At 47.4% G+C, this 25,317-nt stretch carries 27 protein-coding genes; 3 read left to right on the forward strand and 24 right to left on the reverse strand.

Translation table 11 applies throughout. The annotated features are described in order from the left end of the window. Position 1: 1 nt before the first annotated feature. The 8 genes from AC4OGX_RS08830 to AC4OGX_RS08865 all read right to left on the reverse strand — a co-directional run bounded on the left by AC4OGX_RS08830 (position 2) and on the right by AC4OGX_RS08865 (position 5,174). Positions 2–487: a hypothetical protein gene (locus AC4OGX_RS08830; protein WP_493329869.1), complete on the reverse strand. Its 486-nt coding sequence runs from the start codon at positions 485–487 to the stop codon at positions 2–4. Continuing rightward, positions 474–743: a carbon storage regulator CsrA gene (csrA, locus tag AC4OGX_RS08835; protein WP_493329871.1), complete on the reverse strand. Its 270-nt coding sequence runs from the start codon at positions 741–743 to the stop codon at positions 474–476. Before csrA ends, AC4OGX_RS08830 begins: the two co-directional genes overlap by 14 nt. A 3-nt stretch (positions 744–746) precedes the next feature. After that, positions 747–1,184 (reverse strand): flagellar assembly protein FliW, encoded by a 438-nt coding sequence (locus tag AC4OGX_RS08840; RefSeq protein WP_493329872.1) that lies wholly within the window; start codon positions 1,182–1,184, stop codon positions 747–749. 30 nt (positions 1,185–1,214) lie between these two features. Beyond that, a complete protein-coding gene (locus AC4OGX_RS08845; RefSeq protein ID WP_493329873.1) occupies positions 1,215–1,802 on the reverse strand; it encodes a DUF6470 family protein in 588 nt (195 codons plus the stop codon). Between the two features lie 20 nt (positions 1,803–1,822). Continuing rightward, the gene (locus AC4OGX_RS08850; protein WP_493329874.1) at positions 1,823–2,803 is read right to left on the reverse strand and encodes a flagellin N-terminal helical domain-containing protein; all 981 of its coding nucleotides are present in this window, start codon (positions 2,801–2,803) and stop codon (positions 1,823–1,825) included. A gap of 14 nt (positions 2,804–2,817) precedes the next feature. Next, positions 2,818–4,263: a flagellar hook-associated protein FlgK gene (flgK, locus tag AC4OGX_RS08855; RefSeq protein WP_493329875.1), complete on the reverse strand. Its 1,446-nt coding sequence runs from the start codon at positions 4,261–4,263 to the stop codon at positions 2,818–2,820. Positions 4,264–4,296: 33 nt separating this feature from the next. Further along, positions 4,297–4,743: a flagellar export chaperone FlgN gene (gene flgN, locus AC4OGX_RS08860; RefSeq protein ID WP_493329876.1), complete on the reverse strand. Its 447-nt coding sequence runs from the start codon at positions 4,741–4,743 to the stop codon at positions 4,297–4,299. A gap of 125 nt (positions 4,744–4,868) precedes the next feature. Next, complete coding sequence (locus AC4OGX_RS08865) at positions 4,869–5,174, reverse strand: flagellar biosynthesis anti-sigma factor FlgM (RefSeq protein ID WP_493329878.1); 306 nt, start codon at positions 5,172–5,174, stop codon at positions 4,869–4,871. 175 nt (positions 5,175–5,349) lie between these two features. Here AC4OGX_RS08865 and AC4OGX_RS08870 point away from each other — a divergent pair, with 175 nt between their 5' ends. Together AC4OGX_RS08870 and AC4OGX_RS08875 are read left to right on the forward strand one after the other, a co-directional pair. Next, positions 5,350–6,138, forward strand: a complete 789-nt coding sequence (locus AC4OGX_RS08870; protein WP_493329881.1) for a ParA family protein — start codon at positions 5,350–5,352, stop codon at positions 6,136–6,138. Beyond that, entirely contained in the window at positions 6,114–6,647 is a 534-nt protein-coding gene (locus AC4OGX_RS08875; RefSeq protein WP_493329883.1) for a late competence development ComFB family protein, read from the forward strand. Before AC4OGX_RS08870 ends, AC4OGX_RS08875 begins: the two co-directional genes overlap by 25 nt. 99 nt (positions 6,648–6,746) lie before the next feature. On the opposite strand, the gene ttdB is transcribed toward AC4OGX_RS08875, so the two are convergent. The 3 genes from ttdB to AC4OGX_RS08890 form a co-directional block, all read right to left on the reverse strand. After that, positions 6,747–7,373 (reverse strand): L(+)-tartrate dehydratase subunit beta, encoded by a 627-nt coding sequence (gene ttdB, locus AC4OGX_RS08880; protein ID WP_493329885.1) that lies wholly within the window; start codon positions 7,371–7,373, stop codon positions 6,747–6,749. Continuing rightward, complete coding sequence (gene ttdA / locus AC4OGX_RS08885) at positions 7,373–8,272, reverse strand: L(+)-tartrate dehydratase subunit alpha (protein WP_493329886.1); 900 nt, start codon at positions 8,270–8,272, stop codon at positions 7,373–7,375. Before ttdA ends, ttdB begins: the two co-directional genes overlap by 1 nt. Before the next feature lie 82 nt (positions 8,273–8,354). Next, positions 8,355–9,620 carry an SLC13 family permease gene (locus AC4OGX_RS08890; protein ID WP_493329887.1) on the reverse strand — a complete coding sequence of 422 codons (1,266 nt, stop codon included), beginning with the start codon at positions 9,618–9,620 and terminating at the stop codon, positions 8,355–8,357. A gap of 359 nt (positions 9,621–9,979) precedes the next feature. On the opposite strand from AC4OGX_RS08890, the gene AC4OGX_RS08895 reads away from it, so the two are divergent. Next, entirely contained in the window at positions 9,980–10,861 is an 882-nt protein-coding gene (locus tag AC4OGX_RS08895; RefSeq protein WP_493329889.1) for a LysR family transcriptional regulator, read from the forward strand. Positions 10,862–10,969: 108 nt separating this feature from the next. Here AC4OGX_RS08895 and AC4OGX_RS08900 read toward each other — a convergent pair whose 3' ends face one another. The 13 genes from AC4OGX_RS08900 to fliN form a co-directional block, all read right to left on the reverse strand. Continuing rightward, positions 10,970–11,212 carry a hypothetical protein gene (locus AC4OGX_RS08900; protein ID WP_493329890.1) on the reverse strand — a complete coding sequence of 81 codons (243 nt, stop codon included), beginning with the start codon at positions 11,210–11,212 and terminating at the stop codon, positions 10,970–10,972. A 20-nt stretch (positions 11,213–11,232) separates the two neighbouring features. Beyond that, entirely contained in the window at positions 11,233–13,176 is a 1,944-nt protein-coding gene (locus AC4OGX_RS08905; RefSeq protein ID WP_493329892.1) for a YeeR family protein, read from the reverse strand. Positions 13,177–13,300: 124 nt separating this feature from the next. Further along, positions 13,301–14,779, reverse strand: a complete 1,479-nt coding sequence (locus AC4OGX_RS08910) for a flagellin N-terminal helical domain-containing protein (protein ID WP_493329894.1) — start codon at positions 14,777–14,779, stop codon at positions 13,301–13,303. Positions 14,780–14,970: 191 nt separating this feature from the next. Then, positions 14,971–15,777: a M15 family metallopeptidase gene (locus AC4OGX_RS08915; RefSeq protein ID WP_493329895.1), complete on the reverse strand. Its 807-nt coding sequence runs from the start codon at positions 15,775–15,777 to the stop codon at positions 14,971–14,973. A gap of 12 nt (positions 15,778–15,789) precedes the next feature. Next, the gene (locus AC4OGX_RS08920; protein ID WP_493329896.1) at positions 15,790–16,398 is read right to left on the reverse strand and encodes a PilZ domain-containing protein; all 609 of its coding nucleotides are present in this window, start codon (positions 16,396–16,398) and stop codon (positions 15,790–15,792) included. A 2-nt stretch (positions 16,399–16,400) separates the two neighbouring features. Beyond that, positions 16,401–16,775, reverse strand: a complete 375-nt coding sequence (locus tag AC4OGX_RS08925; RefSeq protein ID WP_493329897.1) for an EscU/YscU/HrcU family type III secretion system export apparatus switch protein — start codon at positions 16,773–16,775, stop codon at positions 16,401–16,403. Continuing rightward, positions 16,762–18,153 carry an antitoxin gene (locus AC4OGX_RS08930; protein ID WP_493329898.1) on the reverse strand — a complete coding sequence of 464 codons (1,392 nt, stop codon included), beginning with the start codon at positions 18,151–18,153 and terminating at the stop codon, positions 16,762–16,764. The genes AC4OGX_RS08925 and AC4OGX_RS08930 overlap by 14 nt, the downstream gene beginning before the upstream one ends. A 48-nt stretch (positions 18,154–18,201) precedes the next feature. Continuing rightward, positions 18,202–19,812, reverse strand: coding sequence for a flagellar assembly protein A (locus AC4OGX_RS08935; RefSeq protein WP_493329899.1), 1,611 nt, complete (start codon positions 19,810–19,812; stop codon positions 18,202–18,204). A gap of 57 nt (positions 19,813–19,869) precedes the next feature. Further along, on the reverse strand, positions 19,870–20,604 hold the full coding sequence (locus AC4OGX_RS08940) for a flagellar hook-basal body protein (RefSeq protein ID WP_493329901.1): 735 nt from the start codon (positions 20,602–20,604) through the stop codon (positions 19,870–19,872). A gap of 39 nt (positions 20,605–20,643) precedes the next feature. After that, positions 20,644–21,384, reverse strand: coding sequence for a flagellar hook-basal body protein (locus AC4OGX_RS08945; protein ID WP_493329903.1), 741 nt, complete (start codon positions 21,382–21,384; stop codon positions 20,644–20,646). A 1-nt stretch (position 21,385) separates the two neighbouring features. Next, positions 21,386–22,180 (reverse strand): sigma-70 family RNA polymerase sigma factor, encoded by a 795-nt coding sequence (locus AC4OGX_RS08950; protein ID WP_493329904.1) that lies wholly within the window; start codon positions 22,178–22,180, stop codon positions 21,386–21,388. 15 nt (positions 22,181–22,195) lie between these two features. Beyond that, entirely contained in the window at positions 22,196–24,244 is a 2,049-nt protein-coding gene (gene flhA / locus AC4OGX_RS08955; protein WP_493329905.1) for a flagellar biosynthesis protein FlhA, read from the reverse strand. A gap of 2 nt (positions 24,245–24,246) precedes the next feature. Continuing rightward, positions 24,247–25,287, reverse strand: coding sequence for a flagellar motor switch protein FliN (gene fliN, locus AC4OGX_RS08960; protein ID WP_493329906.1), 1,041 nt, complete (start codon positions 25,285–25,287; stop codon positions 24,247–24,249). Between the last annotated feature and the right edge of the window lie 30 nt (positions 25,288–25,317).

A 25,317-nucleotide genomic window follows, 5' to 3' on the forward strand; every position in this document is an offset into this window, starting at 1 on the left:
CCTATCTCTTCTCATTATATAAAAATCCCTTTTTCACATCTTCTCCATAATCCATGCTTTTCAGATAGCCGGAAAACTTGGATACCTTCTGGTTCTGCCGGATATTCTTATGAAGCCGGTCCCTTACATGCTCCATACTGGCAGCGGCAAGCCGGTCTTCATTCTGTATCCGTACAATGATCTGAAACACCTGCTGCCCGGCTTTATACACTTCCTGATATTCTGGCGACAGCTTCTCATATTCACAGCAATTCTTAGAGGCATTCCAAAGCTGTCTGCCATCCTCTGACTCTTCACATATACTGCGGATCTGTGCATCGAGCGCATCGATCTCCCCGATCAATTCCTGGCGTACAGCCAAAGCTGCCAGGATCTGTTCCACTGCATCTTCACCATTTGCAGTTAATTTTTTTGTTTCTTCTTCGTATCTCAGGAATTTTTCTTCTTTCTTAAGCAATAAATTTATTACTCGTTCATCTGGTCTCATCTGTTTCCTCCCTGCCTTTTCCGTTCTCTGTACCATGCAGGTTCCTGGATAACTGGAAAATCTTGAGAAGCTCTACTTTATCAGATGCCTCTTTATTATTTTCAACAGTCAGATAGAATTCCGTACGGGTAATCTTCTTATCCGGCGGTGCCGAGATTCCAAGACGCACCTTGTCTCCCTTGATGTCAGAGACAAAAATCTCAATATCATCACCGATCTTAATGGACTCTCCTTTTTTCCTCGATAATACAAGCATCTGTTATCCCTCACTCTCCCCGTCGAATATTCTCTTGCGTATTGGGTAATCCTGCTCCAAAATGATCTGCATTGCAAAATTCATCTTATGGTTGATGACGATCGGGCTTTTCAGGTTCACAGTCGAATCCTGGAATGTCTTCCCGATCACTGTAATGACCCAGCAGTCCAGATCATCCTCCGGTGCCGCCTGCAGGGTGAACAGCACATCCTGCATTACGACCGGTGAGTAATCCTCACATACCTCCAGGGGATTCATCAGGATAAAGCAGACGTCCTTCTCCTCGATAGACTGGAGCCAGCAGATACCGCTGCCCATATTAGAGTCTGATACCAGCACATACTGTGTGTATTCCTCAAATCCAAAAACAGGCTGCTTAAATGTAATGATGTTATTTTCCTCTATGTCAATTATTCCGAAATCTCTCGTTTCTATCTGCACGTTTATGTCCTCCCAAGCTGTAACCACTTTTTATTCCTCATAATTCGGATCGGCCCGCGGCGGTACATACAGCGGGTCTGCCACATATTCAATCTCTACCTTTGGGAACTGTTCCACATTGACCTCTAATTTCCCGGGCACATAATCCATGGCCGGGAGATCCACCTTCGGATCAAATTCCACTTTTCCGGGTGTATAATCAATATTCAGATCCGGGGCATCCCAGCTGATCTTTGGCCCCTGCGACGGGATGAACTTGATTCCCGTGGTGACCGGACCGGGAATGGTAAACTGCTTCATCACATCCGCCGGGGTCACGCCGTTCTGGATCTGTGCCAGCTGGTTTCCCATCTTTGCATACTGAGCAGTGGCATTCCCGGCCGCCTGGACACCGGCATTTGCAGAATCCTTCATAAGTCCCAGACCTGTCCGATACCCCATACTCTGTCTTGCATCAAATGTATCAATATTCACTTTAATATTCTCTGACCTGATCTCCAGCTTCCCCGGCTGATTGATGATCCCTGCCTCCGGCTCCGGGATCTTCGATTCCAGCCTGGCCCTCTGCGAAGACATCGACAGCCTGATCGGTGTCGTTGAAATCCTTAAAACATCCATATCAATACCTCCTGTGTATACTATCTCATGAAATCAAAGATGGAGGGTGGTATGATACTGGATCCTAGCTGCAGTGTCACCATCCATGCCATCTCATAAGACTTATTATTCACAGATTCTGATTCCAGGGAAACCACTTCCAGATCCTTCTGACGCGACTTTAAATTGATCTTCTCCGCGTCCAGTCTGTCCTTGGCACGGTCCAGGATACTCTGTCTGGTCCCCAGTTCTGCGATACATGCTGACAGGTTCTCCTCCGACTTTTTCAGATGCGTCATACTGTTCCCTGCACCCTCCACGTCTCCTGATCTTAACTGTGTCTCGATCTGGGAGATCAGGCTGTAGATGTTATTCGGTTCCCCATCTTCATCCCTTCCATATCCAAGCGCATCCACACCCGAGGTAGAGATCTTAATTCCTGTCTGTCCGTTAATCCCGCCCGGTGCTGCCGTCATCCCGAACCCGATATCCAGATAGACTACCTTATTCTCATGGAAATCCGTACCTGCCACGGCATCATCCACGGATACACCATTAAATAGAAGCTTTCCCGACTCATCTACTTTAAAAGGCTGTTCTCCATTACTGGAACCGGAAAACAAAAACTTATCTCCATATTTGGAATTCATGGTCTGTAATATCTCGTTATTCAGCCCATGCAGCTGTTCCGCATAGGAATCCAGATCCTCCTGGGATTTCGTCCCCGACTTTGCTTTCGTTACTGTCTCATAAACCGTCTTCAATATCGAACTGACTACCGCAATGCTGTCATCCGCCGTATCCAATTCTCCGATGGAGTTCTCAACCGTATTGACATACTCCTGGTTCTTGGAAATCTGATCTCTCACCGCAAATGCCCTTGCCGCACTTCCCGTATCCTCGGACACATGATTAAAATTCCTGCCTGATGACAGCTTCAGGTTAGAGGAGGCCAGATCTGACATATTCCTCTGCAGATTCTTCAGATAAGTCTGGCTCAAAGCACTCTCTGTTATTCTCATCCCATCTTCCTCCTTTACCTTCCGACCAGTCCGGTCTTATTGATCAGGACATCCAGCTGTTCATCCATCGTTGTCATCATACGCGCCAATGCCTGATAAGCTTTATTATAAGTCATCATCTGAATCCCCTCTTCATTCAGGGATACCCCGGAGACAGACATCCTGTCCTTATCTACAGACTCTGCCGTAGATACGGATGCCTCCAGCCTGGATTCATTCAGAGTCATGTCACTTCCAAGAGCCGTTGTAATATATGTAACAAATTCACTGAAATTCCCTGTAAATTCACCATTAAATGTAAACTTCTGATCCAGTATGTTCTTCATATTCAGGACATTAGTATTATCCATCTCGCCGTCCGGGTTCTGCTGGATCACATAATTTGCATCCGCGAGCCATTCTTCGCTGACCGTTAGATTCTCTGCGGTAATGATTCCATCCTCACCGCCCTCCAGCAGCACCTTATAACCGGCTTCCCCGTTATCATTAGGGATTACCTGGTTAAAGGCTGCGGCCAGATTTCCAGCCAAATCATCCAGCTTTTCCTGATAATACGGAATCCCTTTATCCAGCTGGCTGGCTCCATTCAGTACATCCACATATCCTTTCAGCACCCCCGTTGGCAGCTTCAACTGTTCCTGACTGCTGCGCCATGTCAGGCTCGTCTTATCTGCGCCGATCTGGATGGAATCCGCTGTATACTGGCTTCCTGTACCATCTACTACGATCTTCCCGTTAAACTTCACCTGCATTCCGCCGTCGTCCCTGGGAATAACCTGTACTTCACCATATCTGGAAAGCTCATCTAAAATCAGATTCCTCTGATCCAGCAATTCATTGGGACCATATGCCGTCCCATCATAATCCGCATTCGTAAATACCTCATCCACGATAGTCTTATTCAATTCTGCCAGCTGCTCCAGCTTGGCATTGACATCTGCTACTGATATCGCCAGATCTGTCTGCTGCTGTTCCCGGATCGTATTCAGCTTCTGGGCATATTGATTCAGTGTCTGGGCCACTCCGGTAAATGCGGAACGCACGATATTCGCCTGGGTCTCCTGATAAGGATTCTCACTGAACTTCGTCAGAGCTGTCAAGAGAGTAGAGAGGGCATCCTTGATTCCGGTCCCTTCCACCTCCGGGTCACTGATCGCAGCCTCGATCTCACTTAACATTGCCTGCCGCTGGTCATAATACCCCACATCCCCGTACTCTTCCCTAAATTTGCTGTCCAGAAATGCATTCCTGATCTGGCCTACACCGACCGCCTCTACTCCCTGCCCCGCAAGCGGTATAGAAGTCGTTGGAAGATGTGTGCGTCCCCCTGAGTAGACAGATACCATATCCAGGCGCTGCCTGGTGTACCCCTTTGTCTTTACGTTACTGATATTATTGCCTACGATATCAAGTGCCTTCTGGTTCACCATGATACCGCGCTTCGTTGTCTCCAATCCCATGAATGTCGGTCTCAAAACATTCCACCCTCTTCCTTATACTTTCGTCTGTAAGATCGAACCACTGTATCTCTTCCTCTGCTGGTATCCTGATGTTCCTTCTATCTGCTCCTGCGGGATGATCCCCATCCTCGTAAGTGCCGTCTGTGCCAGCTTCATACACTTCTGATTCAGAAACTTGATCTCTCCGATACTTGCATCCAGCCTTCGGTAAATCTCTTCCAATGCGCTCCTCTGCTGCCCTTTAGCGTCAGCTGTCACCTCACGAAGACTCCGTCCGCCATATCCGGCCTGTTCGAAAAGCTCCAGTCGCCTCTGCTCCATATTCTCTATCTGCTTATCCAGTGCCTGCTGCATCACGATCGTCTCTTCGATCCCGGCCAGCTCCCCCTGTGTTAGGACTTTTAGCTTTTCCTGCTGCTTTTTCTCAACCTCTTCAAAAAAGTCTGTATACTCTTTTAAAAATTCTATTAATTCTTCCATCGCGCTTTTCCTTTTCTGCATCTGCCCAGCCTGGTATCCATCCCTGCATGCCGAATCATGCCTATACGGCAATATACCCTGCCTCTCTTATTATGCTGCTATCCTTAGATCAAACGACGCTGCGCCTAAAACAGCAGCCTTCCCGCCAGCACCTCTGATGAGATCCGGTATGTCCCATCCTGTACCTGCTGTTTTAATTCTGCGATCCGGTCGGCCTTCGCTTCCTGTCCCATCGCTTGATAAAGGCTATGTGCCGCCTGGGCTGCCTCCTGCTTCTTAAGGCCGTCGCCACTGATCACAATCTCATCCGGATGTCTCTCGCTTCGTATTCTCTTCTCTGAATCCTCGGAAACGTGCACCGGTCTGCTGCCTTTCGTTTTGTTCATTATGTTCTTATAAACAGCCTGTCCGCCTGTAATCTTCACTTCCATCCTCAACATCCTTTCTCTTCATCAAAACTCCATAAGAACTCTAATAGTATTATCGGACACATTTTTCAAAACTTTACAGTTTTTCTAAAATTTTATTTTCCGGCCTTCCTTGTAAATACATATCAAACTTGGTATAATTATTGCAGAATATGTCGAAAACAAGAGGATTTACACCATGGGAAAGATCATCAGCATATCCAACCAAAAAGGCGGGGTTGGAAAGACCACAACAGCCAATGCTCTGGCTGTCAACTTAAAAGAAAAGGGGTATAAGGTACTGGCCGTCGATTTAGATCCGCAGGGAAACCTAAGCTTCAGCGCCGGAGCCGATACCGATATGAGTGCTACTATCTACGATGTACTAAAGGGTGAACTAAAGACACAGTATGCCGTACAGAGAGGTACGATTGTTGATATCATCCCGGCGAACATCCTATTGAGCAGTATTGAGCTGGAGTTTACCGGTGCACAGCGTGAATTTCTCCTGCGCAACGCACTCAAGCCTCTTGTACCCTTATATGATTACATACTGATCGACACCCCTCCGGCACTGGGCATTCTGACCGTCAATGCATTTACGGCATCGGACTACGTCCTGGTCCCCATGCTGTCCGATATCTTCAGCCTTCAGGGGATCACACAGCTGGAGGAGACCATCGACCGCGTCCGCACACAGTGCAATCCGGATATCCAGATCCTGGGCCTTCTATTGACCCGCCACAATCCAAGGACCAGATTCAGCAGGGAGATCACCGGAACCGTCCATATGATCTCCTCCGACCTCAATATCCCGGTATTCGAGACCTTCATCCGGGAAAGCGTTGCACTCAGAGAGGCGCAGTCACTGCAGAAGTCAATCATGGATTATGCGCCGGCCTGCAATGCCGTGATCGATTATAAATCTTTCACCGAAGAATTACTTGAAAAGGGGCTTACACCATGCCAAAAAGCAAGAACGAGTTAGATAAAGAAATCATGTACCGTAAGATCATGCCTACGGCAAAGCATCTTTCAAATCAGGAGCGTAAAGAGCCGTCTGTCCGGGACCGGACAGCAGACATAAGCGATACGGACTCTGCCTTTGCAGTTCCAAATCCTCCGGAGGCCTTTTCATTTACCCCGGCTGCAACAGGTATCTCCTCCGCACACAGCAGGCGTTCTCCAAGCGTAAACCGCACGACTGCGGCGAGTCAGCAGATCCGGGAATCCCGTGATATGATACTGGTCAATGTTATGGAGGATCTTGTGCTTTCCAGGCTGGATGACACCCTCGCCAGATTCAACTGCTGTAAATGTAATAAATGTAAGAAAGATATTGCCGCCATCGCGCTGAATAAGCTGACACCGCGCTATATGGTCATGAAAGAGCACGATGAGGAAAAGCGCCGGATCACAGAAGAACAATACGGTTCCGCAGTGACCAGCGCCCTGATCCAGGCCATACTGACCGTAAAGAAATCACCGAGACATTAAAAGAACCTGATGCAGTCTTACCGGGCTGTATCAGGTTCTTCCTCTTGACTATATGGTTATTTATGGCAGAATTTTGGTATTATTTCTGAATCCGTCCGCTTATTTTATAAAGCTTACCTGTTTACAGATTTCTTCAATAGCTTTCTCTTTTCTTTCATTAAAGATCACCTTATTTTCTTCGAACAGATTGCGGCCCTTCGTATCAATGGATACGATCAGCGGCCCGAATTCCTTCACACGGCAGTGCCAGAGCGTCTCCGGCATTCCCAGGTCCCTCCACTGTGCATCCACGATCTCCTCGACCTCTGTGGCTGCAACCACTGCATTTCCAGCAGGGAATACACAATGGATCGCCTTATAGTTCTTGCAGGCATATTCTGTATTCGGTCCCATGCCGCCTTTTCCGATGATCACCTTTACTCCGGTCTGTTCCACAAATTCCTTCTCAAACTTCTCCATGCGCATGCTTGTAGTTGGTCCGACAGACACCATCTCAAATTTATCATCCTCCAGTGGGCGGATGATGGGGCCGGCATGGAAGATCGCCGCATCCCTCACGTTCACAGGAAGCTTGCGGCCGCCTTCCACCAGACGTCGGTGTGCCACGTCACGGCAGGTTGTCATGCTTCCGTTCAGATATACGATATCTCCGATCTTGATATCAGCCAGATCTTCTGCTGATACCGGTGTTGTCAAAATCTTTTTCCCATCTTTTATTTCCAGCATTATAACGTCACCCCCGAATGTGTAGTAATTGTATAATTGAGATCCTTATCAAAAATAATATGTCCGCGTCTGTGTGACCAGCAGCCCACATTGACAGCAACCCCGATCGTCGAAGGATGCCTTGCCGTATTCTCGATATGGACTCCCATGACCGAATACTTTCCGCCCATTCCCTGAGGTCCGAGGCCGATCGCATTGATCCCGTCCTCCAGCAGCTTCTCCATGGATGCTGCACGCTCATTTTCATTGTGGCTTCCAAGAGGACGCATCAGCGCCTTTTTGGAAAGCAGCGCCGCCGTCTCTACAGAGGTTGCAACGCCGACTCCCACAAGCAGGGGCGGACACGCATTTAATCCATAGGAGGTCATCACATCCATTACAAATTTTGTCACACCCTCGTATCCTGCGCCTGGCATCAGTACCATAGCTTTCCCGGGAAGTGTACAGCCTCCGCCTGCCATATATGTATAGATCTCACACTGGTCACTATCCGGCACGATATCCCAGAACACGGTCGGTGTCCCTTTTCCGACATTCTTACCTGTATTATACTCATCGAATGTTTCCACACTGTTATGACGGAGCGGCGCCTCAAAGGTCGCCTTTATAACTGCTTCTTTTAACAAGGCTTCCAGTTCACCCATCAGCGGAAAATTCACCCCGCATTTTACCCAGAACTGGAGAACCCCTGTGTCCTGACAGCTTGGACGGTTTAGCTCCTTTGCCAGCACCTGATTTTTCTTCATTGTTTCGTAGATCACCTTAGAGAGCGGTGCATCCTCTTTCTCTGCAAGCTCATCCAATTTTGCGATAATATCATCCGGCAGCACTTTCCCGATATAAGCCACAAAATTCGCCATATACCCGGTAAGCTGCTCTACCTGTTCCTTTTTACTCATTTGATTGCCTCCTGTTTATCTTTACTATCAATCTTTGCTGCTTCCTCACCACTGCTCTTGCAGCTGTGTCCCTTTCCATTCCTTATGGGAAAAATGGAAACGCGATCGGAAGGATGATCATACTTACAATCGTCGCAATGACGATCAGCGGCAGGCCCGCTTTTACATAATCCAGGAACTTATATCCTCCCACACCTACCACCATCGTATTGGCAGGCATTCCGATCGGTGTTGCATATGCGCAGGAGCCGCCGATCACGCAGGCCATTAAAACGGCTCTCGGGTCTGCTCCCATTCCCTGTGCGATGGAAAGGCAGATGGGAACCATCAATGCTGTTGTCGCTGTATTTGACATAAAGTTTGTCAGTGCACAGCACAGCAGAAATACGACCAGGGTCAGAATATACGGGGACGGATGGTCTCCCAATGCACCGATCACCTTATTGGCGATCACCTCGCCTGCACCAGTCTCCTGTAAGGCGGCAGCCAGGGAAAGTGTTCCGCCAAATAAGAAGATGGTCTTTAGATCAATGGATTTTAAAGCATCCTTTTCTGAGATAACACCGGTTAAAATCAGCAGTAAGGCTCCGATCCCGCTGGAAATACAAAGCTTGATCCCGATCTTGTCCTCAAAGATCATCGCCAGCAGAGTTAACACTAAGATGATCAGTGACAGCCACTGTTTCCAGGCCGGAACTTTACTGAAATCTTTTTCTGTGTCAAATGTCCCTTCTTCCGTCACCTCATGGTTGGGAAGCAGCTTATATCCGATGGTCGCATAGAATAGGATTCCTGCTGCTAAAATCGGCAGGCCCACAATGGCATATTCGAAGAATCCGAATTTCAGACCCATTTCCTGCAGTGCACTCTGTGCGATCAGGTTGCCCGGCGCACCGATCAAAGAAAGGTTGCCTCCCATTGCCGCTGCAAATACAAGCGGGAGCAGCAGCCTTGATCTTTTATATCCTGACTTTGCGGCGATCCCTATAACAACCGGGATCAGCACTGCCGCAGTACCTGTATTCGATAATATCCCGCTCATCAGACCGACGATCACCATGATCGCCACGATCAGCATACGCTCTGTCTTGGCAAATCTGGTGACGATCCCACCGATCTTATTAGCCATGCCTGTTTCAAATAATGCACCCCCGACAATAAACATTGCCACAAACAAAATAACATTACTGTCAATGAATCCCGCAAAGGCGGTCTTGACATCCAGCACTCCTGTGACTACCAAGCCGATACAGACGATCATGGATGTGACTCCAAGCGGAATCTTTTCCATTACAAACATGATCACCGCAAACAGAAGTAATAATAGAGTTATTGTAGATGGACTCATGTGTTTTCCTCCAATTCTTTTCCTCGATAAATCTCTTTCTCATTAATATTAATATCAATTTATCCATATTCCTTTATAAAACTGATTCATCAGAAGCGATGCTGCTTGAATCTAATAAAATTTAAAAGTAATAATCCGGCCGTTTTATTATCACTTGTTATGGCTTTATTATATCGGATGTGTTTTTATTTGTACATTTACAAAAAATGATACCCTTATAAAAAAAGATGAATACACTTTGCAAATTTGAGCATTTTCGACAGAAATATGCTATAATTCATATCAACATCAACCGTCTTTTCGGTAAAATTGTCCAGAATCATAGATTCTAAATAAAAAGGATTAAGAGGGAAAATACCATGAAGATCATTCAGTTGGAATATTTTTGCGCTGTCAGCCGCTACCACAGTATTACACAGGCTGCTCAAAAGCTTTATGTGACACAGCCCGCAATATCAACGGCGATCCGTGAGCTGGAGAAAGAATTCTCGATCAGTCTGTTTACTCGTTCTAAGAATCACATGACCTTGACAAAGGAGGGTGAGGTCTTCTACCAGAAGGCAGAGGAACTGCTCAACACCATCAAGCAGACTTCCTCCGAATTCTACGATCTCGGCAGGAAGGTTACGCCCATCCGCATTGGCATCCCGCCGCTTTTAAGCACCATTTTCTTCCCGGATATGCTGATCACATTTCAAAAGGAATATCCTGACATCCCTGTGGAGCTGCTGGAATACGCCTCCATCCGTGCCGCTAATCTGGTACAGGAAGACGCGTTGGATCTGGCGTTGGTGAATATGAATTTTTATGAGATAGATAAGCTGAATTCCTGCCAGATTCTTTCCGACCAGATCGTGTTCTGCGTCTCACCTGAGCACCCTTTGGCGAAAGGAAAAGAAGTAACCATAGAAATGTTAAAGGACGAGCCGCTCATCATGTATAACACAGATTCCGTGCAAAATACTACGCTGGATTCCCTGTTCAAAAGCATCGGGGTAAAACCGAATGTTCTCATGCGCGCCAGTCAGTTATATACGATCCAAAACTTTGTCAAAAACAACTTAGGAGGGGCCTTCCTCTACTCCTCACTTCTGAAAAACATGCCCGGACTGACCGGCATCCCTATTGCTCCTGCGATCAGACAGGAGATCGGGCTCGTATGGCAAAAAGGGAAATATATTAACAGCAGCGTAGAAAAATACATCTCATTCACAGAAAAATATGCGGCTGGGATTAAATAAGACATATTTCTGATATCTATGAAAAGGATAATACATACGTGACAAAAATGGGACCGGACTGAAATATCCATTTCAATCCGGCCCCACAGCCCTCTACAATCGCAATTTCTACTTTCCTGTATATTGAATATAATACTCTTCCGCCTGCTCCCTGCTCAACGAAAAATGCCTCATCAATTTCACAATGATCTGTTCTTTTGTTTTTCCTTCTTCGAGATTATCCTGGATCAATGCATTTATACCGGTTAGTACGCCTTTTTGAAGTCCCAGCTCAATCCCTTCCTCAAGAGCCTCTTCCCGGTTCACCGCAAGTGTTTTCTCCTCGTCATATTCTGTTATCAATGAACTCATTACTTCATCCCTCCTTGATTTCAGAAATTGCTATCTGCCATTTCATCTAATAACAGCCTTAATCCTCTTTGCATTGTCTCTTGATCTAAGGTACTGATTTTTTTGCGCCGTTTTATCTCTTTCCTGACATACGGAAGAATCAATGCTTTCGCATAAGCTTTCCGGTCAGCACTTGCATACATACACTTTAAGTTCTCACCTGTAAGAGACTCTCCAAGATGATCTATGACATGCTCCACCTCTCTTTGAGTTAAAAGATAATCCGAAGCCAATTCAAGAAAAGATTCTTCTAAAATCTTCACCATTTCATCGGCATCGTCCTCAATGAAGGCTCCCATGACTGAATCAGAAATATCCGAGGCCAAAGCCCCGCCACCTAATGCTCCTGCAACTCCTCCTATCAAGGTGCCTACAGCTGTGCCAATAATAGGAACCGCTGATCCTAATGCTGCCCCCGCTGTCGCACCTCCAACCCAGCCTGCTGTTCCTCCTGCAACAGACGATACCGTGCCTGCGACATTTTTCAGTAATTGTCCTCCTGAGATTCTACCGCGGAAAATATTCACAATATCTGCCGTAGATAAGATTACTACCGAAGCCGCACCTGTTATCACATTATTACGCAGCATCTTAGACGCACTTTTCATAGCCGCGGCACCGAAAATATTGTTCCCCTCCCGAAAAGCATTTACTAATAATGCACTTCCTTTCGGCCCAATTGCTTTTATTACAGCCTCGCTGCTTCCGACCAGAATGCTATTCAGTCCAGCCTTAGAAAGCTGTCCGGCCAAAACTGCAGTCACAAAAGTAACGCCGCCAACTTTTAAGCCACAAAGAGCTGCATTTTTCAGAGCAGTATCTATCCCCTCATTATTCCACATGGCTGTCGCGAAAGATAGAATTGCAGAAATTCCAAAAGCAGAGGATGCAATAATCATTCCATTTGCCGCATCATATGTAATAGATTCTACCGTTCCTGCTTTTGCAATATTCTTCGCCTGTTCATATGTAAAATGCCCTTTCTGCACAATATTGCGTGCCTCACCAGGTTCCGTTATTCCCTGTACTTCTCCCCGGCGTATCCGCTCTTCCATCGAAGCTACTGCAGCATCGTATTTATCAGCAGGAACTTCGATCTTCATAGGAGTGCCATCTGGGTTGATATAGCGGAACTTTCCGTCACGAAAGCACTCCGAAACACATTTTCCCCCGGTTTTACAATATTTTGATTGTATCTGCACACCATCAACAAGACGGTCTGCACCATCTTTCACATTGTTATCCCCCACAATTTCTGCCTGGTGTCCAGTATATTTATCATACAACATATTTGCACGTTCTGCCGCAAAACCATGTCCACGTGTTCCCTGAAATTTACTTTCCCCATATATTGTAGCGGCATCGCTTACATTTCCATAAACAGTCCCTGATATCAGCTCTGATACTTTCTGGTTATGCAAGTGAGGTAACTGGATGTCTTTAATTATATTTAGCTCTTTTTTCGTATATCGATAGTGTCCGCTGGCAAATTCCAGAAATATCTTAATACTGCCGATATTCCATAACTTTGTAGTGATTCTGTACACATTATGATCATAATCTGTAATTTCCAAGACATTTCTTTGTGAATATAACTTCAATTTTACAATATCGTCGTATCTGACTCTGAATCTTCTCATTGCGTTTTTAGGTGAGTCTACATACACAGCCTTGGTTGTAAAAAAGATCCCCTCTGCAATATCTGCCCAATCCGCTAGAACGCATATTAAATCGTCGATATCCTCTTTCAGGATATGACTCTGTTTCAGCCCCTTTATAAGTTTGGGAATCTTTTGTGAAATTGTCTTTTTCGTACTGCCGCTGAAGCAAGCTGAAATATTAGAAAAAAATGTCGATTCTCCATAAAATGAATGAACCTGATGAAGCTGATAAATAAAATCGCCAAGCAGTATTTTATCATTCATGGCAAATCCCCCCTGCTAAATGTGTAAGTAAATTGTATTATTGCGGTTATAACTAACATGAAATATAGATTCAAAAGAAAAGCACCGCGGCCGCGGTGCCTTTCCTCCTTCAACACATTTGAAATTATTGTAATAACTGTAATACAGACTGTGGCTGCATATTTGCCTGTGCCAGCATTGCCTGTGCGGACTGCATCAGAACGCTGTTCTTTGTGAATTCCATCATTTCCTTAGCCATGTCTACGTCACGGATACGAGACTCTGCTGCTGTGATGTTCTCTGTTGTAACACCCAGGTTGTTGATGGTGTGCTCAAGACGGTTCTGGATGGCACCTAATTTACCGCGCTGAGTAGAGACTGTATTAATAGCAGTTTTAATCTTACTCATAGCATCTGATGCGCCTTCCCTTGTACTGATATTAATACTGCCTAAATCAAGCGCATCAACATGGATATCTGCAATACTTAAATCTAATTGATTCCATGTATCATTGGTATCACCAATCTGGAGTGTCAATCCACCACCACTTGATAATCCAGTCCCATGGGCAAGGGAAAGTCCCGCACCTGCAGAATCCGTCTCTGTTGCAAAATCTGCTGCAGCAATTTTCCCTTCATATGATACCGTCATGCCTGCACCGGCCTTTGACAGCAATTCATTAATTTCACTTGCGCTATATTCTTTACCGGCTTCAAGATGAACTACTGTATTGCCATTAGCTGCATCTACTGTGACTCCCTTTGTACCTGCAGCATCAATTTTGAGATTACTTGTAACATTCCCCGCTGTATTTGCAGTAACTACAAATTTACCATTGGCAGAATTTGCATAGGCTTTTACAGCCTTCTTTGAAATGGTATCTGCAGCCAATAAAATATCTTTACCAGCAACAGCAGTAAATGTTCTATCAACTGTTATACTTACTTTACCTTCCACCTCTGACGGAGTACCACTTGCACTCTCCAACAGATTATCAATATCAGCCTGTGTATACTGTTTCCCTCCTGTTAAAGTTAAAGTAAGAGTTTTATCTCCACCCCATTCAGCTTTTTCTGCTGCGCCTGCTGCGCCTGCTTTAATGACCAAACTATAGCCTTCTGGAGCTGCAAATGTAAAGTTTGTTGCTGCATCAACACCATCCGCCTTTGCAGGAGTTACACTTCCTGCAGTTCCAACTCCCATAGAGCCATCCAGCAGCTTAATCCCATTGAAATTAGTAGTATCTGCAATACGGTTAATCTCATCCTTCAATGCACTAACTTCATCCTGCAGAGCCTGACGGTCTACATCATCTGTATAAGTACCATTGGATGATTTTGTAGCAAGCTCCATCATACGGTTCAGCATGGAATGTACTTCCTGCAATCCGCCTTCTGCTGTCTGTACTAATGAGATCGCATCCTGTGAGTTGTCGGTTGCTGCTTCCAGACCTTTGATCTGTGCTCTCATCTTTTCTGAAATAGCAAGTCCTGCTGCATCATCGCCTGCACGGTTGATTCTGTAACCGGATGACAATTTTTCCAAAGATTTTGCGATGTTGGAATTGTTGATTCCTAATTGACGGTGTGAGTTTAACGCCATAATGTTGTGTTGAATCCTCATATCATTACCTCCATGTAATTTGATTCCGGGAATTCCATTTCCCTTTTATTAACGTGTTCTGCCAGACGGGCCCTGTCCGACAGTGAGCCGGCAAAATTCTCCAACCTTACCGCTCTGTTATTATTATCGGACCAAACTCCAAACTCTTTACCGTCAAATTACACAAATTTCCTATTCTTTTTTTATCTATTTTAGCCATACAATCCCTGGTCTATATAGAATTCCTCCAGACACAATCCATGTTCCTTCATATATTGGGCAGCTTTCACACCCACGTACCGGAAATGCCACGGCTCGTAATTGATGCCCGTCTGCTCTTCCTTCCCCTGCTGGTAGCGCAGGATAAAACCATACTCACCTGCATGGTCCTTAAGCCAGGTTCCCTCCGGGGTATCTGCAAAGCCCTCATCCAGCGCCATATAGTTCCCGGAGTAGATATCCACCGCCAGCCCCAGGCGGTGCTCTCCGGCCTCCGGGACGCTGACCTCTCTTTTCGCCAGCTCCTCAGCCTCCCTCTCCGGGTGTCCCTGGGCAATATATTCCTGGATCTGCTGTTCAAACAGCTCTGCCTGCTTTTCCTTCGTTCGGAAACCAGAGCATACGACCGGATCCATTCCCTGTTTCCTCATCGTATCCAGCATCTTCATCAGCGGCTCATAAATCCGCTCATCCACGGATTCCCCTGTACCGTCGATCTCTTTTAACCCGACCTTGATATTCTCCGGCACCGGATGGCTTTCATTCGTCAGCACCAGGCTCCACATTTCGTCCTGATCCAGGACAAGGGTATCGCCCTGATCCTCTGCATCATCCTTCTTTTGTTTCTCTATTTTCAGCGCCGATGCCTGTTTCTTCGCATCCTCTGCCTTTTGTTGTGCTTCCATGGCCATTCTCTGCTGTCTGGAAGCAAAATAGAGGAGCACCAGAATCAGTAGAAAGGTGTAGATCATCAGGTGCCTTGTCCTATGCGAACCGGTTCCTCTGCTATTCTTCTTCATCTGCGTTCTCCTCTAACGGACCCGTTTTAACTGGTCGTTCTGTTTTTTAAGCATGAATTTATAAAGCTGGTCCTCCTGTATCATCGTCAGTTCTGTGAATTCACATCCACAGCCCATATATTCCTTATCAAACTCCACATGCCTGCGCACGATGCAGTGGAATGCAGTCGTATTTCCCAGGATAGGGATACGGATCGTGAGGTGATCACCGATCTGGTACTCACGCCTGCTTTTGAACAAGAGGCCTCCCAGGCTGATATCCACCAGCTCCACCTCGTATTCATCCGCATTTTCATCGTATAGATAACCCGCCTCCCGGACATTGATCCTGAAAAATTCTCTTCTCTCGGATGCCGCCGCCTCGCTTAGATTGATGATCCTCACAAGCTTGGATGATGAAATATAGACATTTCCAAGTAATACACGGAAGCCGATCTGGGAATTATAAATTTCTATTTTTACCAGCATGTTATAGGGAATCTCCGGCAGTTCATTCCTTGTATTACTGATATCAAGATAGGATTCCTTGATTTTCTGGAGCGTCCCCATTGTCAGAAGATCATTACTTTTGGTCTTGATTACACAGGATGCCCCTACATATGCATCTTCTAATATAGGCATTTTTATTCCTCCGTACCCTTTCTTTTCCTTTTCCCGCTCGTAAGATTTGCTCTCACACTGCTTTTCGCGCTCTCTGAGCGGCTTTTCTCTGCCGCCGTGCTCCCGGTGCTCTTGATCTGCTCAGATGTCTCCATCAGTTTACAGTAGATCGCCGCCACCACCTCATACAATTCTGTAGGGATATTGCTCCCCACCTCCATCATGCACAGCATAGATGCAGCGCTGTCATCCTTGAATACAGGGATTCCTTTTTTCTCTGCAATATCTATGATCTTCTCCGCCGCAGTTCCATATCCCGAGGCGATCACCACCGGAGCCGCATCCTCTTCGGCATTATACTTAAGAGCAGCGGCTTTGTTTTTCTTATATTTTGACATCGACACCAGTCCTTTTGTACGGTAATGTTTTAAATACATCCATCAGAGACCGGGTCTTTTCCATCCGGTCGATCTTAATCTCTGAAAGATGGTAGCCATGTTCCTGAATGATTTTTTCAAAGGTTCCATAGAGCCCGGAAAACACCTTATGATACTCTTTCGGACAGAACAGGTAGAATTTGAGACTGTCACCTGCCATCCAGAATTCTGCCTCAAACTGCCCGATCCCCTCGATATCAAAGGTGATCAGCACATGGATCCCGCGCTGCGTGCCCTCCTTTGTCTCCTGATAGTCATTCGGATCCACCCACAGTTCCGAAAAGGCTGTCATATCATGATAAGACAAAGGGATGACAAAATGCAGCAGAGGAGTATAATTACACGGAGAAGAAAGAAGGCTGATAATGATCTTCTCAATCTTATCTCCGTTCAGACTGGTGATATCCGTCTCCTGGTCCTGTTTTCCAATGATCTTGGCAAGCACACTCATGATACGGGACCGGTTTTCCACGGCCTCCCCATTCTGGTATCTCTCCAGATAATCAAAGACCAGGGCTTTGAGCTCTTCCTTATTTTCCCGTCCGTTCACATGTACGAGGACATTGAGCAGCGCCTCGTTCAGGCATTGCGGATTGTCCTGGTAGCGGGAAAGATTGTAAATGATGATGGGAACCACCTTTTCCATCTGTGGACTGTAGAGGATACTGCCCTCTACCTCCTTTAATACCTGCTGGATATTCTGTTTCAGTGCCTGGAACTCCCCATCTTCAAGCGGATATCTGGCACGCGCGGCCAGTTGGGCAAGCTTGGCTGAAAGAGCGCTGCTCCCGGTCAGCTGGTCAGACAAAAAATCTAAATTATTTGCCACAGAGTCCAGGACGTCCTGCCTGGATAAGATCCCATTCATAGCCTTTAAAAGCTCTGCGATCTCCCTGCGGATGCCCGGATTCTCATGCAGCATCCCCCGCAGGAAATCGAACAATTCTCCTTTAAACAAGGTGGAGGAAAATTCCTGCCGCATCAGTTCCTCCACGATCTGCTCCGGGTGGATCAAAAGGGACTGAAAAAGCTGCTGTATCTCCTGGGTCACAGTATTATTGTTAACCGGAAGGAGGTTAATGATCTCCTCCAGCATATAAATGTTTTTCAAATAGTTGACAGTCACATCCGGATCCTTTAACAGGTTCATCAGAACCGCCGATCCGGTCTCATTCTGATAGACATTATGCTGTCCCAGAAGTTCACTGGACTGATTATTCCTGACGATATGGCTGATCTCCTGAAGGTCAAAGGGGACCGACGGATCCTGGGCCGCCTTATTGGTCTGGATCACATTCTTGCTGACCATAGGCGCTGTTACTTTTAATATATCCGCCATCCCCTCTTCCCCCCTTTCTGATCATGCAGTCTCTTACTCTTAGGGTGATCAACGCATCCCTTTCTGTATTTCCCCGTTGACAAGATAAAAGGAACAGCACTCCTCCTGCCGCTTGATCGTCAGCGTGGCATTTCCGATGCGGATCGTAGTCCCCTCGTGGACGATATCTGCGGACAGACGGCTTTTCCCTACCTCCTGTATCCTCTGGTTCATCTCTGCCAGGCGCTTTCGCAGCTGCTTTAACAGCATCTTATTCACAGGCTCCTGGATCTTAAGTTCATTCAGGCTGTGCCTCTGCTTCTCCGTGATCGTCCCGGCCTCCAGCTTTGCAGACAGATAATCCATATCCTTCTTGCAGTCGATCAGCTTCTTGGTCACCTCCGCAAGCTCCTGCTTTGTCTGCTCCATCCGGTCCAGAAGCTCCGGGGTCACCCCCAGGATCACCTCCGTGGGAACGTGGCTCATAGCCCCTACTACTTTTACGCGCATGGTATTGTATACGGCACAGCGTCCGCCGATAAAGGCGCCCTTTCTCCCTGCAAGGATCACGTCCTTCTCGCAGGAGACCTGGGAGTTGATGATATATTCCGCCTCTACATTGCCCTTCGCGTAAATGGTACAGTCCTCCAGGAATTTCCCGGTCACGTTTCCGCCCGCTTTCAGGACTCCCGTCTTCATGCCGCGCATTCCTTTATGAAGGAGAATATCTCCGCCTGCGATCAACTCTGCCCCTTCTACCATTCCCACAACGGTAATGTCCCCCTTAGCTTTTACGGAATATCCCTCAAACACATCTCCGTGAATATAGACACTTCCCGTAAAATTGATATTTCCCACAGAGTTATCCACATTTCCTGCTACTTCATACACATTTTCCACATGGAAACGTCCCGAACGGAAGGTCAGATTCCCCTCACATGCAGTAAGCAGCTTATCCTTTTTCTCCGAAAATATAATATTCCTGCCCTGTGGGACCGGCGGCATCTTTCCCCGCTTCCCGGGAGCATTTTTGCCGAACACATCGATGCCGTCCAAAGGCTCCTCCGGCATGGTGATCTCACAGACCACATCTCCCTTTTTCACATTGTGGATCAGGTTCATGGTCTTAAAGTCAATTCCCCCGTTCCCTGTCTGGGCAAACTTCAATTCCCTTTTTCTCGGGAAATAATCCTTGATCTTTCCATTTTTACCGTCAATGGGAGGTTTCCCCTCTGCAATATCGAAAAGCTGCCTGTAAGCTTTTTTTTCCACGATCTCATCGATCCGTTTGGAATCCACTCCATATACGATATTCTTTTCATGCAGGGCATCTAAGATCATCTGTCTTGTGATATCCTGTCCATTCCCGGAAGGCTCGTACACGAATATCGTCGCAGACATCTTGTCTTCCCGGACAGAGAGCTCCACACAGGCGTCCTTAGACTCGGGTTCTGGCTCTGCTTCTGCCTCGGATTCGCTCAATTCTTCCTCATCCTCCAGATCCCCATCCCAGTCATCGAACAGATCTCCCAGGATATCCTTCTCTGACAATTCCTCCTGTGCGCTGCCGTCCATATAGGAGGCAGCGCTTTTTTTACGCTCAATATCTGCGTCATTCCAATCTTCCACTGTCTCGATCATCGAATCATAATCACTGTCATTGTCATACCTGTTGTCCATCCCTGCACCTCCTGCCCGTTGTCCATCTTACGACCTTCTTTATGTCCGCTGCCCGCCTTATCTGAGATTATTGATCATCTCCTCCACCTCATCCGCAGAAGTAACGATCCTTGCATTCATCTGCAGTGCTCTCTGGGACTCGATGACACGGATCATCTCTGTGGCTGTATCTGCCATGGATGCCTCCAGAGCACAGTTTACAAGTCTGTTTTCTTTCGAACTTTTCACAGCCACTGCTGCCCCGGAATTCTCACTCACACGGCAGAGGTTGCTGCCTGTCATGGTCAGGCCGGACGGATTCTCAAAAGTATACAATCCGATCCGCTCCTGTAAAGAGTCAATATCTGCCGTGTTCGTACCTGGCAGAAGCGACACCTGGATCCGGTTTCCATTCCCGTCCAGAACAAATGCTCCGGTGGCATTCATCAGATAGGGCGCCCCCTGGCTCATGCCGATCCGAAAAGCTCCGTCTCTTGTATAGGCGGTTGTTCCGCTCCCGTCATCCACTGCAAAATATGCTTTCCCTGCGACCGCAAAGTCGAGGGGTCTTCCTGTCTTCTCCAACAGCCCCTGCAAAAATACAGAATCCACGCCTGCCACATGGCTCCCGTGCCCCATCCTGTGCTCACCTTCTGCCTTGGTATTCATATCTGTATAGATCAGATCCTGGAAGGAAACCTCCATATTCTTATAACCTGTTGTATTGACATTCGCCATATTGTTGGCCGTGACGTCCAGCTTTTCCTGGCATGCCCTCATCCCGGCCGCGGCTGAATAAAATGCTATATTCATCTGCGTTGATCCTTTCTGTTTCTCCCGAAACGAAATCCGCTAAATCTTCCCAATCTCAGAAGCTGTCTTCTGATTCATCTGGTCGATGATTGTAAGTGCCCTTCCACAGGACTGGAATGCTCTTTGTACACTCATGGCATCCGTCATCTCTTTCCCCAGGTTTACATTGGAGGCCTCCAGCCACCCCTGGCTCACCTGCGGATACACTCTTTGTAACTGTCCGCCATCGGCTGTATAGGTGCCGTTGCCATTCTGGACTAAGGCATCATAATCCGTCGGTTCTTCCATTCGAAGCATTCCCAGCAGCTGCCCGTTCTCTGAAAAAACGCCGCCTGTACTTCCCACGTTAAAAAATTCATTATCCACTCTGATCGGGCCGTCATCCCCCAGGACGCGTCCTACGCCTCTGAGGACTAGATAGCCCTCATTATCTCTGTCAAAGTTACCGTTCCGGGTCAGATATTCCTGTCCTTCTCCCTGGATCACAAAGAATCCCTTCCCGCTGACCGCCACATCATAGGCACGCTTCGTCTCCTTGAGATTCCCCTGGGTAAAATCAACGGCTTCCCTATCCACAACGGCAATGGGAGAGCCAACACCGATGGGTGTCTCAACGTTCCCCTGCTGCCGCAGAAGCTCCTCATCAAACGTCGTACCGATCACTTTTTTCGCCTGATAACCGGGTGTATTCTGGTTTGCCATATTATTAGAAACCGTATCCAGCCGCCTCTGGTTCATCAACATTCCCGATGCAGCCGTATAAAATCCTGAAAACATCATATCACCCTTTCCTGTATTCTTCCAGTTTTATCTTGAGTTTCAAGATCGCCTTTGTGTGGAGCTGGCAGACTCTGGATTCGCCCACTCCCATCACTTCCGCGATCTGCGCATATTTCAATTCTTCATAATAGTACAAGCTGATGACCAGACGCTCCTTCTCTGTGAGCGTGTCGATCGCATCGGCCAGCACCTGCCTGATCTCTTTCCGGAACAGACTGGCCTCCGGACGGATCGAGAGGTCTGTGCTTGCCGGCTCTGCCTTGAGTGAAAACTGAGCCAGGTCCTGCAAAACATTTTCAAAGGACAGGATCACGGAGTTGCTCATGATCTCCATATTCTGGTCCAGTTTTTCCACCGGAAGCTCCATATGCCTGGCAACCTCTTCCACAGAAGGCTTTCGCATCTTTTCATTGGCAACCTCCATGTAAGCCTGGTCGATCTGCCTTCCCAGCTTCCTGGTCCTGTGCGGGATCCAGTCCTGCTTACGGATGTAATCGATCAGTGCCCCCTTAACCCGGATAAATGCATAGGTCTCGAACTTTGCCCCTTTGGTTCCGTCATAGCGTTCCAGACATTCCATCAGCGCCAGGACCCCCTGGTTGATCAGATCTTCCTCCTCCACAGAGCTTTTCAGAATTCCCCGGAGCTGCACGGCTGCACGCCGCACAATATACAGATAATCCATCAAAAGCTCATTGCGCAGGTCCATGTTCTCAGTTCTTAAGTACTCCTCCAGCTTTTGGTGCTCCTCTGTCTTCTCCGTTGGCACTGCCTGCCTTTCCATCACAGCCGGCATCTTGTTCACCTCGCTTTAAGGAAGCCGAATGCTCCCCAGTGCCTGTATTTGTATATTGTTATCTATCTCGCTGAACGAAACCACCGTTACATCAGGATAGAATTGGTCTAATAATTTCTTAAAATAAATCCGTACCACCGGCGAGGTCAGAATGATCGGAACACTCACCAGTTCCTTCACCTTATTGATCTCTTCTGTGGCAGAGCTGATGATCTGCTGGATGGACGCAGGATCCAGTGTCAGATAAGACCCGGTATCCACTTTTTTCACGGAAGCCATGATCAGGTTCTCAATCTTTTCATCCAGGCTGACCACTTTCATCTGTCCGGCCTCTGAAAAACGATGTGAGATCGTCCGTCTCAATGCCTGGCGCACATATTCCGTCAGCATATCTGTATCCTTTGTCTGCATCCCGTAATCACCTAACGTCTCGATGATCGTCTCCATATCCTTGATCGGTACTCCTTCACGCAGAAGGTTTGCCAGGATCTTCTGGAGGCTGCCCACGGAAATAATATCCGGAATGGTCTCATTTACGATCAGTTCATTGGTCTTCTTTAGATTCTCCAGAAGGTTATTGACCTCCTGACGGTTCAGCAGTTCATTAAGATGCTGCTTGATCACTTCCGATAAATGTGTGATGATGACCGAGGTCGGATCGATCAGGGTGTAGCCTGCCATCTCCGCCTGCAGCTTCTTGTCCTCACTGATCCATTTTGCCGGGATATGGAACGCCGGATCGATGGTATCGATCCCGGTGATCTCCTCCGCATTATCCCCCGGGGAAAGTGCGAGATAATGATTGGTCAGGATATCCCCCCGGGCCACCTCTTCGCCTTTGAGCATAATGCTGTACTGGTTCGGATTGAGCTGCCCGCTGTCCTTTAATCTGACGGAAGGAATGACAAATCCCATCTCCATCGCCATCTGCTTGCGGAACATCACAACACGGTCGATAAAATTGCCGCCGCTGCTCTCATCCACGAGAGGGATCAGGCTGTAGCCGAATTCCATCTCGATCTGCTCTACATTTAATAATCCATAGATATTCTCTACATTTTTATAATAAGAAGCCTCACTCTGTACCTCCGCCTCCATAAGTGCCGGTGCTGCCGCCTCCAAGGCCGCAGTCTGCCTGCGCTGCACGGTAACTCCCAGGGCGATAAGTGCTCCTGAAATGACAAGGATCTGCAGCACCGGAAATCCCGGGATCAGACTTAAGCACGCCGCCGCACATCCTGCAATGATCATGACCTTAGGCTGCGCCAAAAACTGGCTGCTTAATTCCTCACTCAGGTTATTCTGGGATGCAGAGCGGGTCACGATCATACCTGTGGACACTGAGATCAGAAGTGCCGGTATCTGGGATACCAGACCGTCTCCGATCGTAGCGGTGGTGTAGATCTGCATGATCTCACCAAAGCTTCCCTGCTGGTTCATGAATCCCACGATCAGTCCGCCGATAAAGTTGATCACAGTAATAATGATGGAAATGATAGCATCTCCCTTGACGAACTTGGTCGCACCATCCATGGAACCGAAGAAGTCTGCCTCTCTTTGTATCTTAGAACGTCTCTCTCTTGCCTCCTGCTCATCGATCAGCCCGGAGTTTAAGTCCGCATCGATCGCCATCTGTTTTCCCGGCATAGCATCCAGGGTAAATCTGGCAGCGACCTCCGCAACCCTCTCGGAGCCCTTTGTAATGACGATAAACTGTACCAGCACGATAATGAGGAAGATCACAAATCCAATTACGGCATTCCCCCGGATCACGAATTCTCCGAACGTCTTGACAACCTGGCCTGCATATCCATTGTCGAACAAAATCCTTCTCGTGGACGAAACATTCAGCCCCAGACGAAGGAGTGTCGTGATCAAAAGGATGGACGGAAAAATAGAGAATTCCAGCGGCTCCTTGATATACAATGTCATACACAGAATCAAAAATGACAAGGAAATATTAAATATAAACATAAAATCCAGGAGGAATGTGGGCAGCGGAAGAATGATCAGGAAGATGATCCCGATCACTCCTGCTGTCAGCACGTAATTAAACTTTTTCAACTTTACTCACCATTTCCAAAGATGTTCGTCTTGTTTACGATTTCTGTCACACGTACGCCGAAATTATCGTCGATCACAACCACGTTGCCCCTCGCGATCAGCTGTCCGTTGACAATGATGTCTACAGGTGCGTCCGCCTGCTTCTCCAGCTCCACTACAGTGCCGCTGTCAAAGCTTAGGACTTCTTTGAGTTTCCGCTTGGCGCGTCCGATCTCCACCGTTACATTCAGCGGTACATTCATGATCAGGCCAAGATTGCTTTTATAAGGGATGTCCTGGATCACACTTCCTTCGATTCCACTGCCCTGCTTTAATCCCGCCGGTCTTCCCGGGAATCCGCTTCCGGTCTGGCCTGCCTCTCCCATGGGGACATTTCGGATATTCTCTGCCTTTTCCTTCATCCTCTGCTCTTCCAGAGCATCCTTTAGAAGCTGCTCTTTCTTGGCATGGATTTCTTCCTGGATGCTCTCCTGTGCCCCGGCAGACACCACCTGTAAAAATTCGCTGTCGATCATTCCATCAATGTTCATCTTATGGTTGATGACCATGACCGTAGAGTCCGGATCCTCGCCCATGGCCTCTGCGAGACTTCCCGTATCATCAGAAGTACTCAGTACGCAGTCCGAGGATTTCATCGTGTTCCCGAGATAGGCAGCCACTGCTTCTGTGGCCCTGTGTACCATCTGGTTCATGATCTCATTGGCAGCACTTAAGGATATCTCATCAAATACGAAATCCGGGCTCGCCAGTTCATCGATCCCCATCAGCTTATTTAAGAAGATCTGGATGTCCCGCTGCCGGAAGATCAAAAGCTCTGTTCCCGCTACCTGTGATGTAAGGCAGCTTTTCACGAAGATCGCCGGTTCCAGCAGCATATACTCCACACTCTTTAATTCTGTATGAGAGGCCTCTGGCTTAGAGACCGTGATCTGCGTCCTCATGATAGAGGACATGGCCTGCGCTGCAGCTTCCTGGTACACACCCGTCATCTCATAAAAAACATTCTCGCCTGTTACTTCTGTCATATTTTCTCCGTTCGGCATGATCGAAAACTCCTTTTACTCTTTCCCTGA

The organism is Faecalicatena sp. (assembly GCF_058819085.1).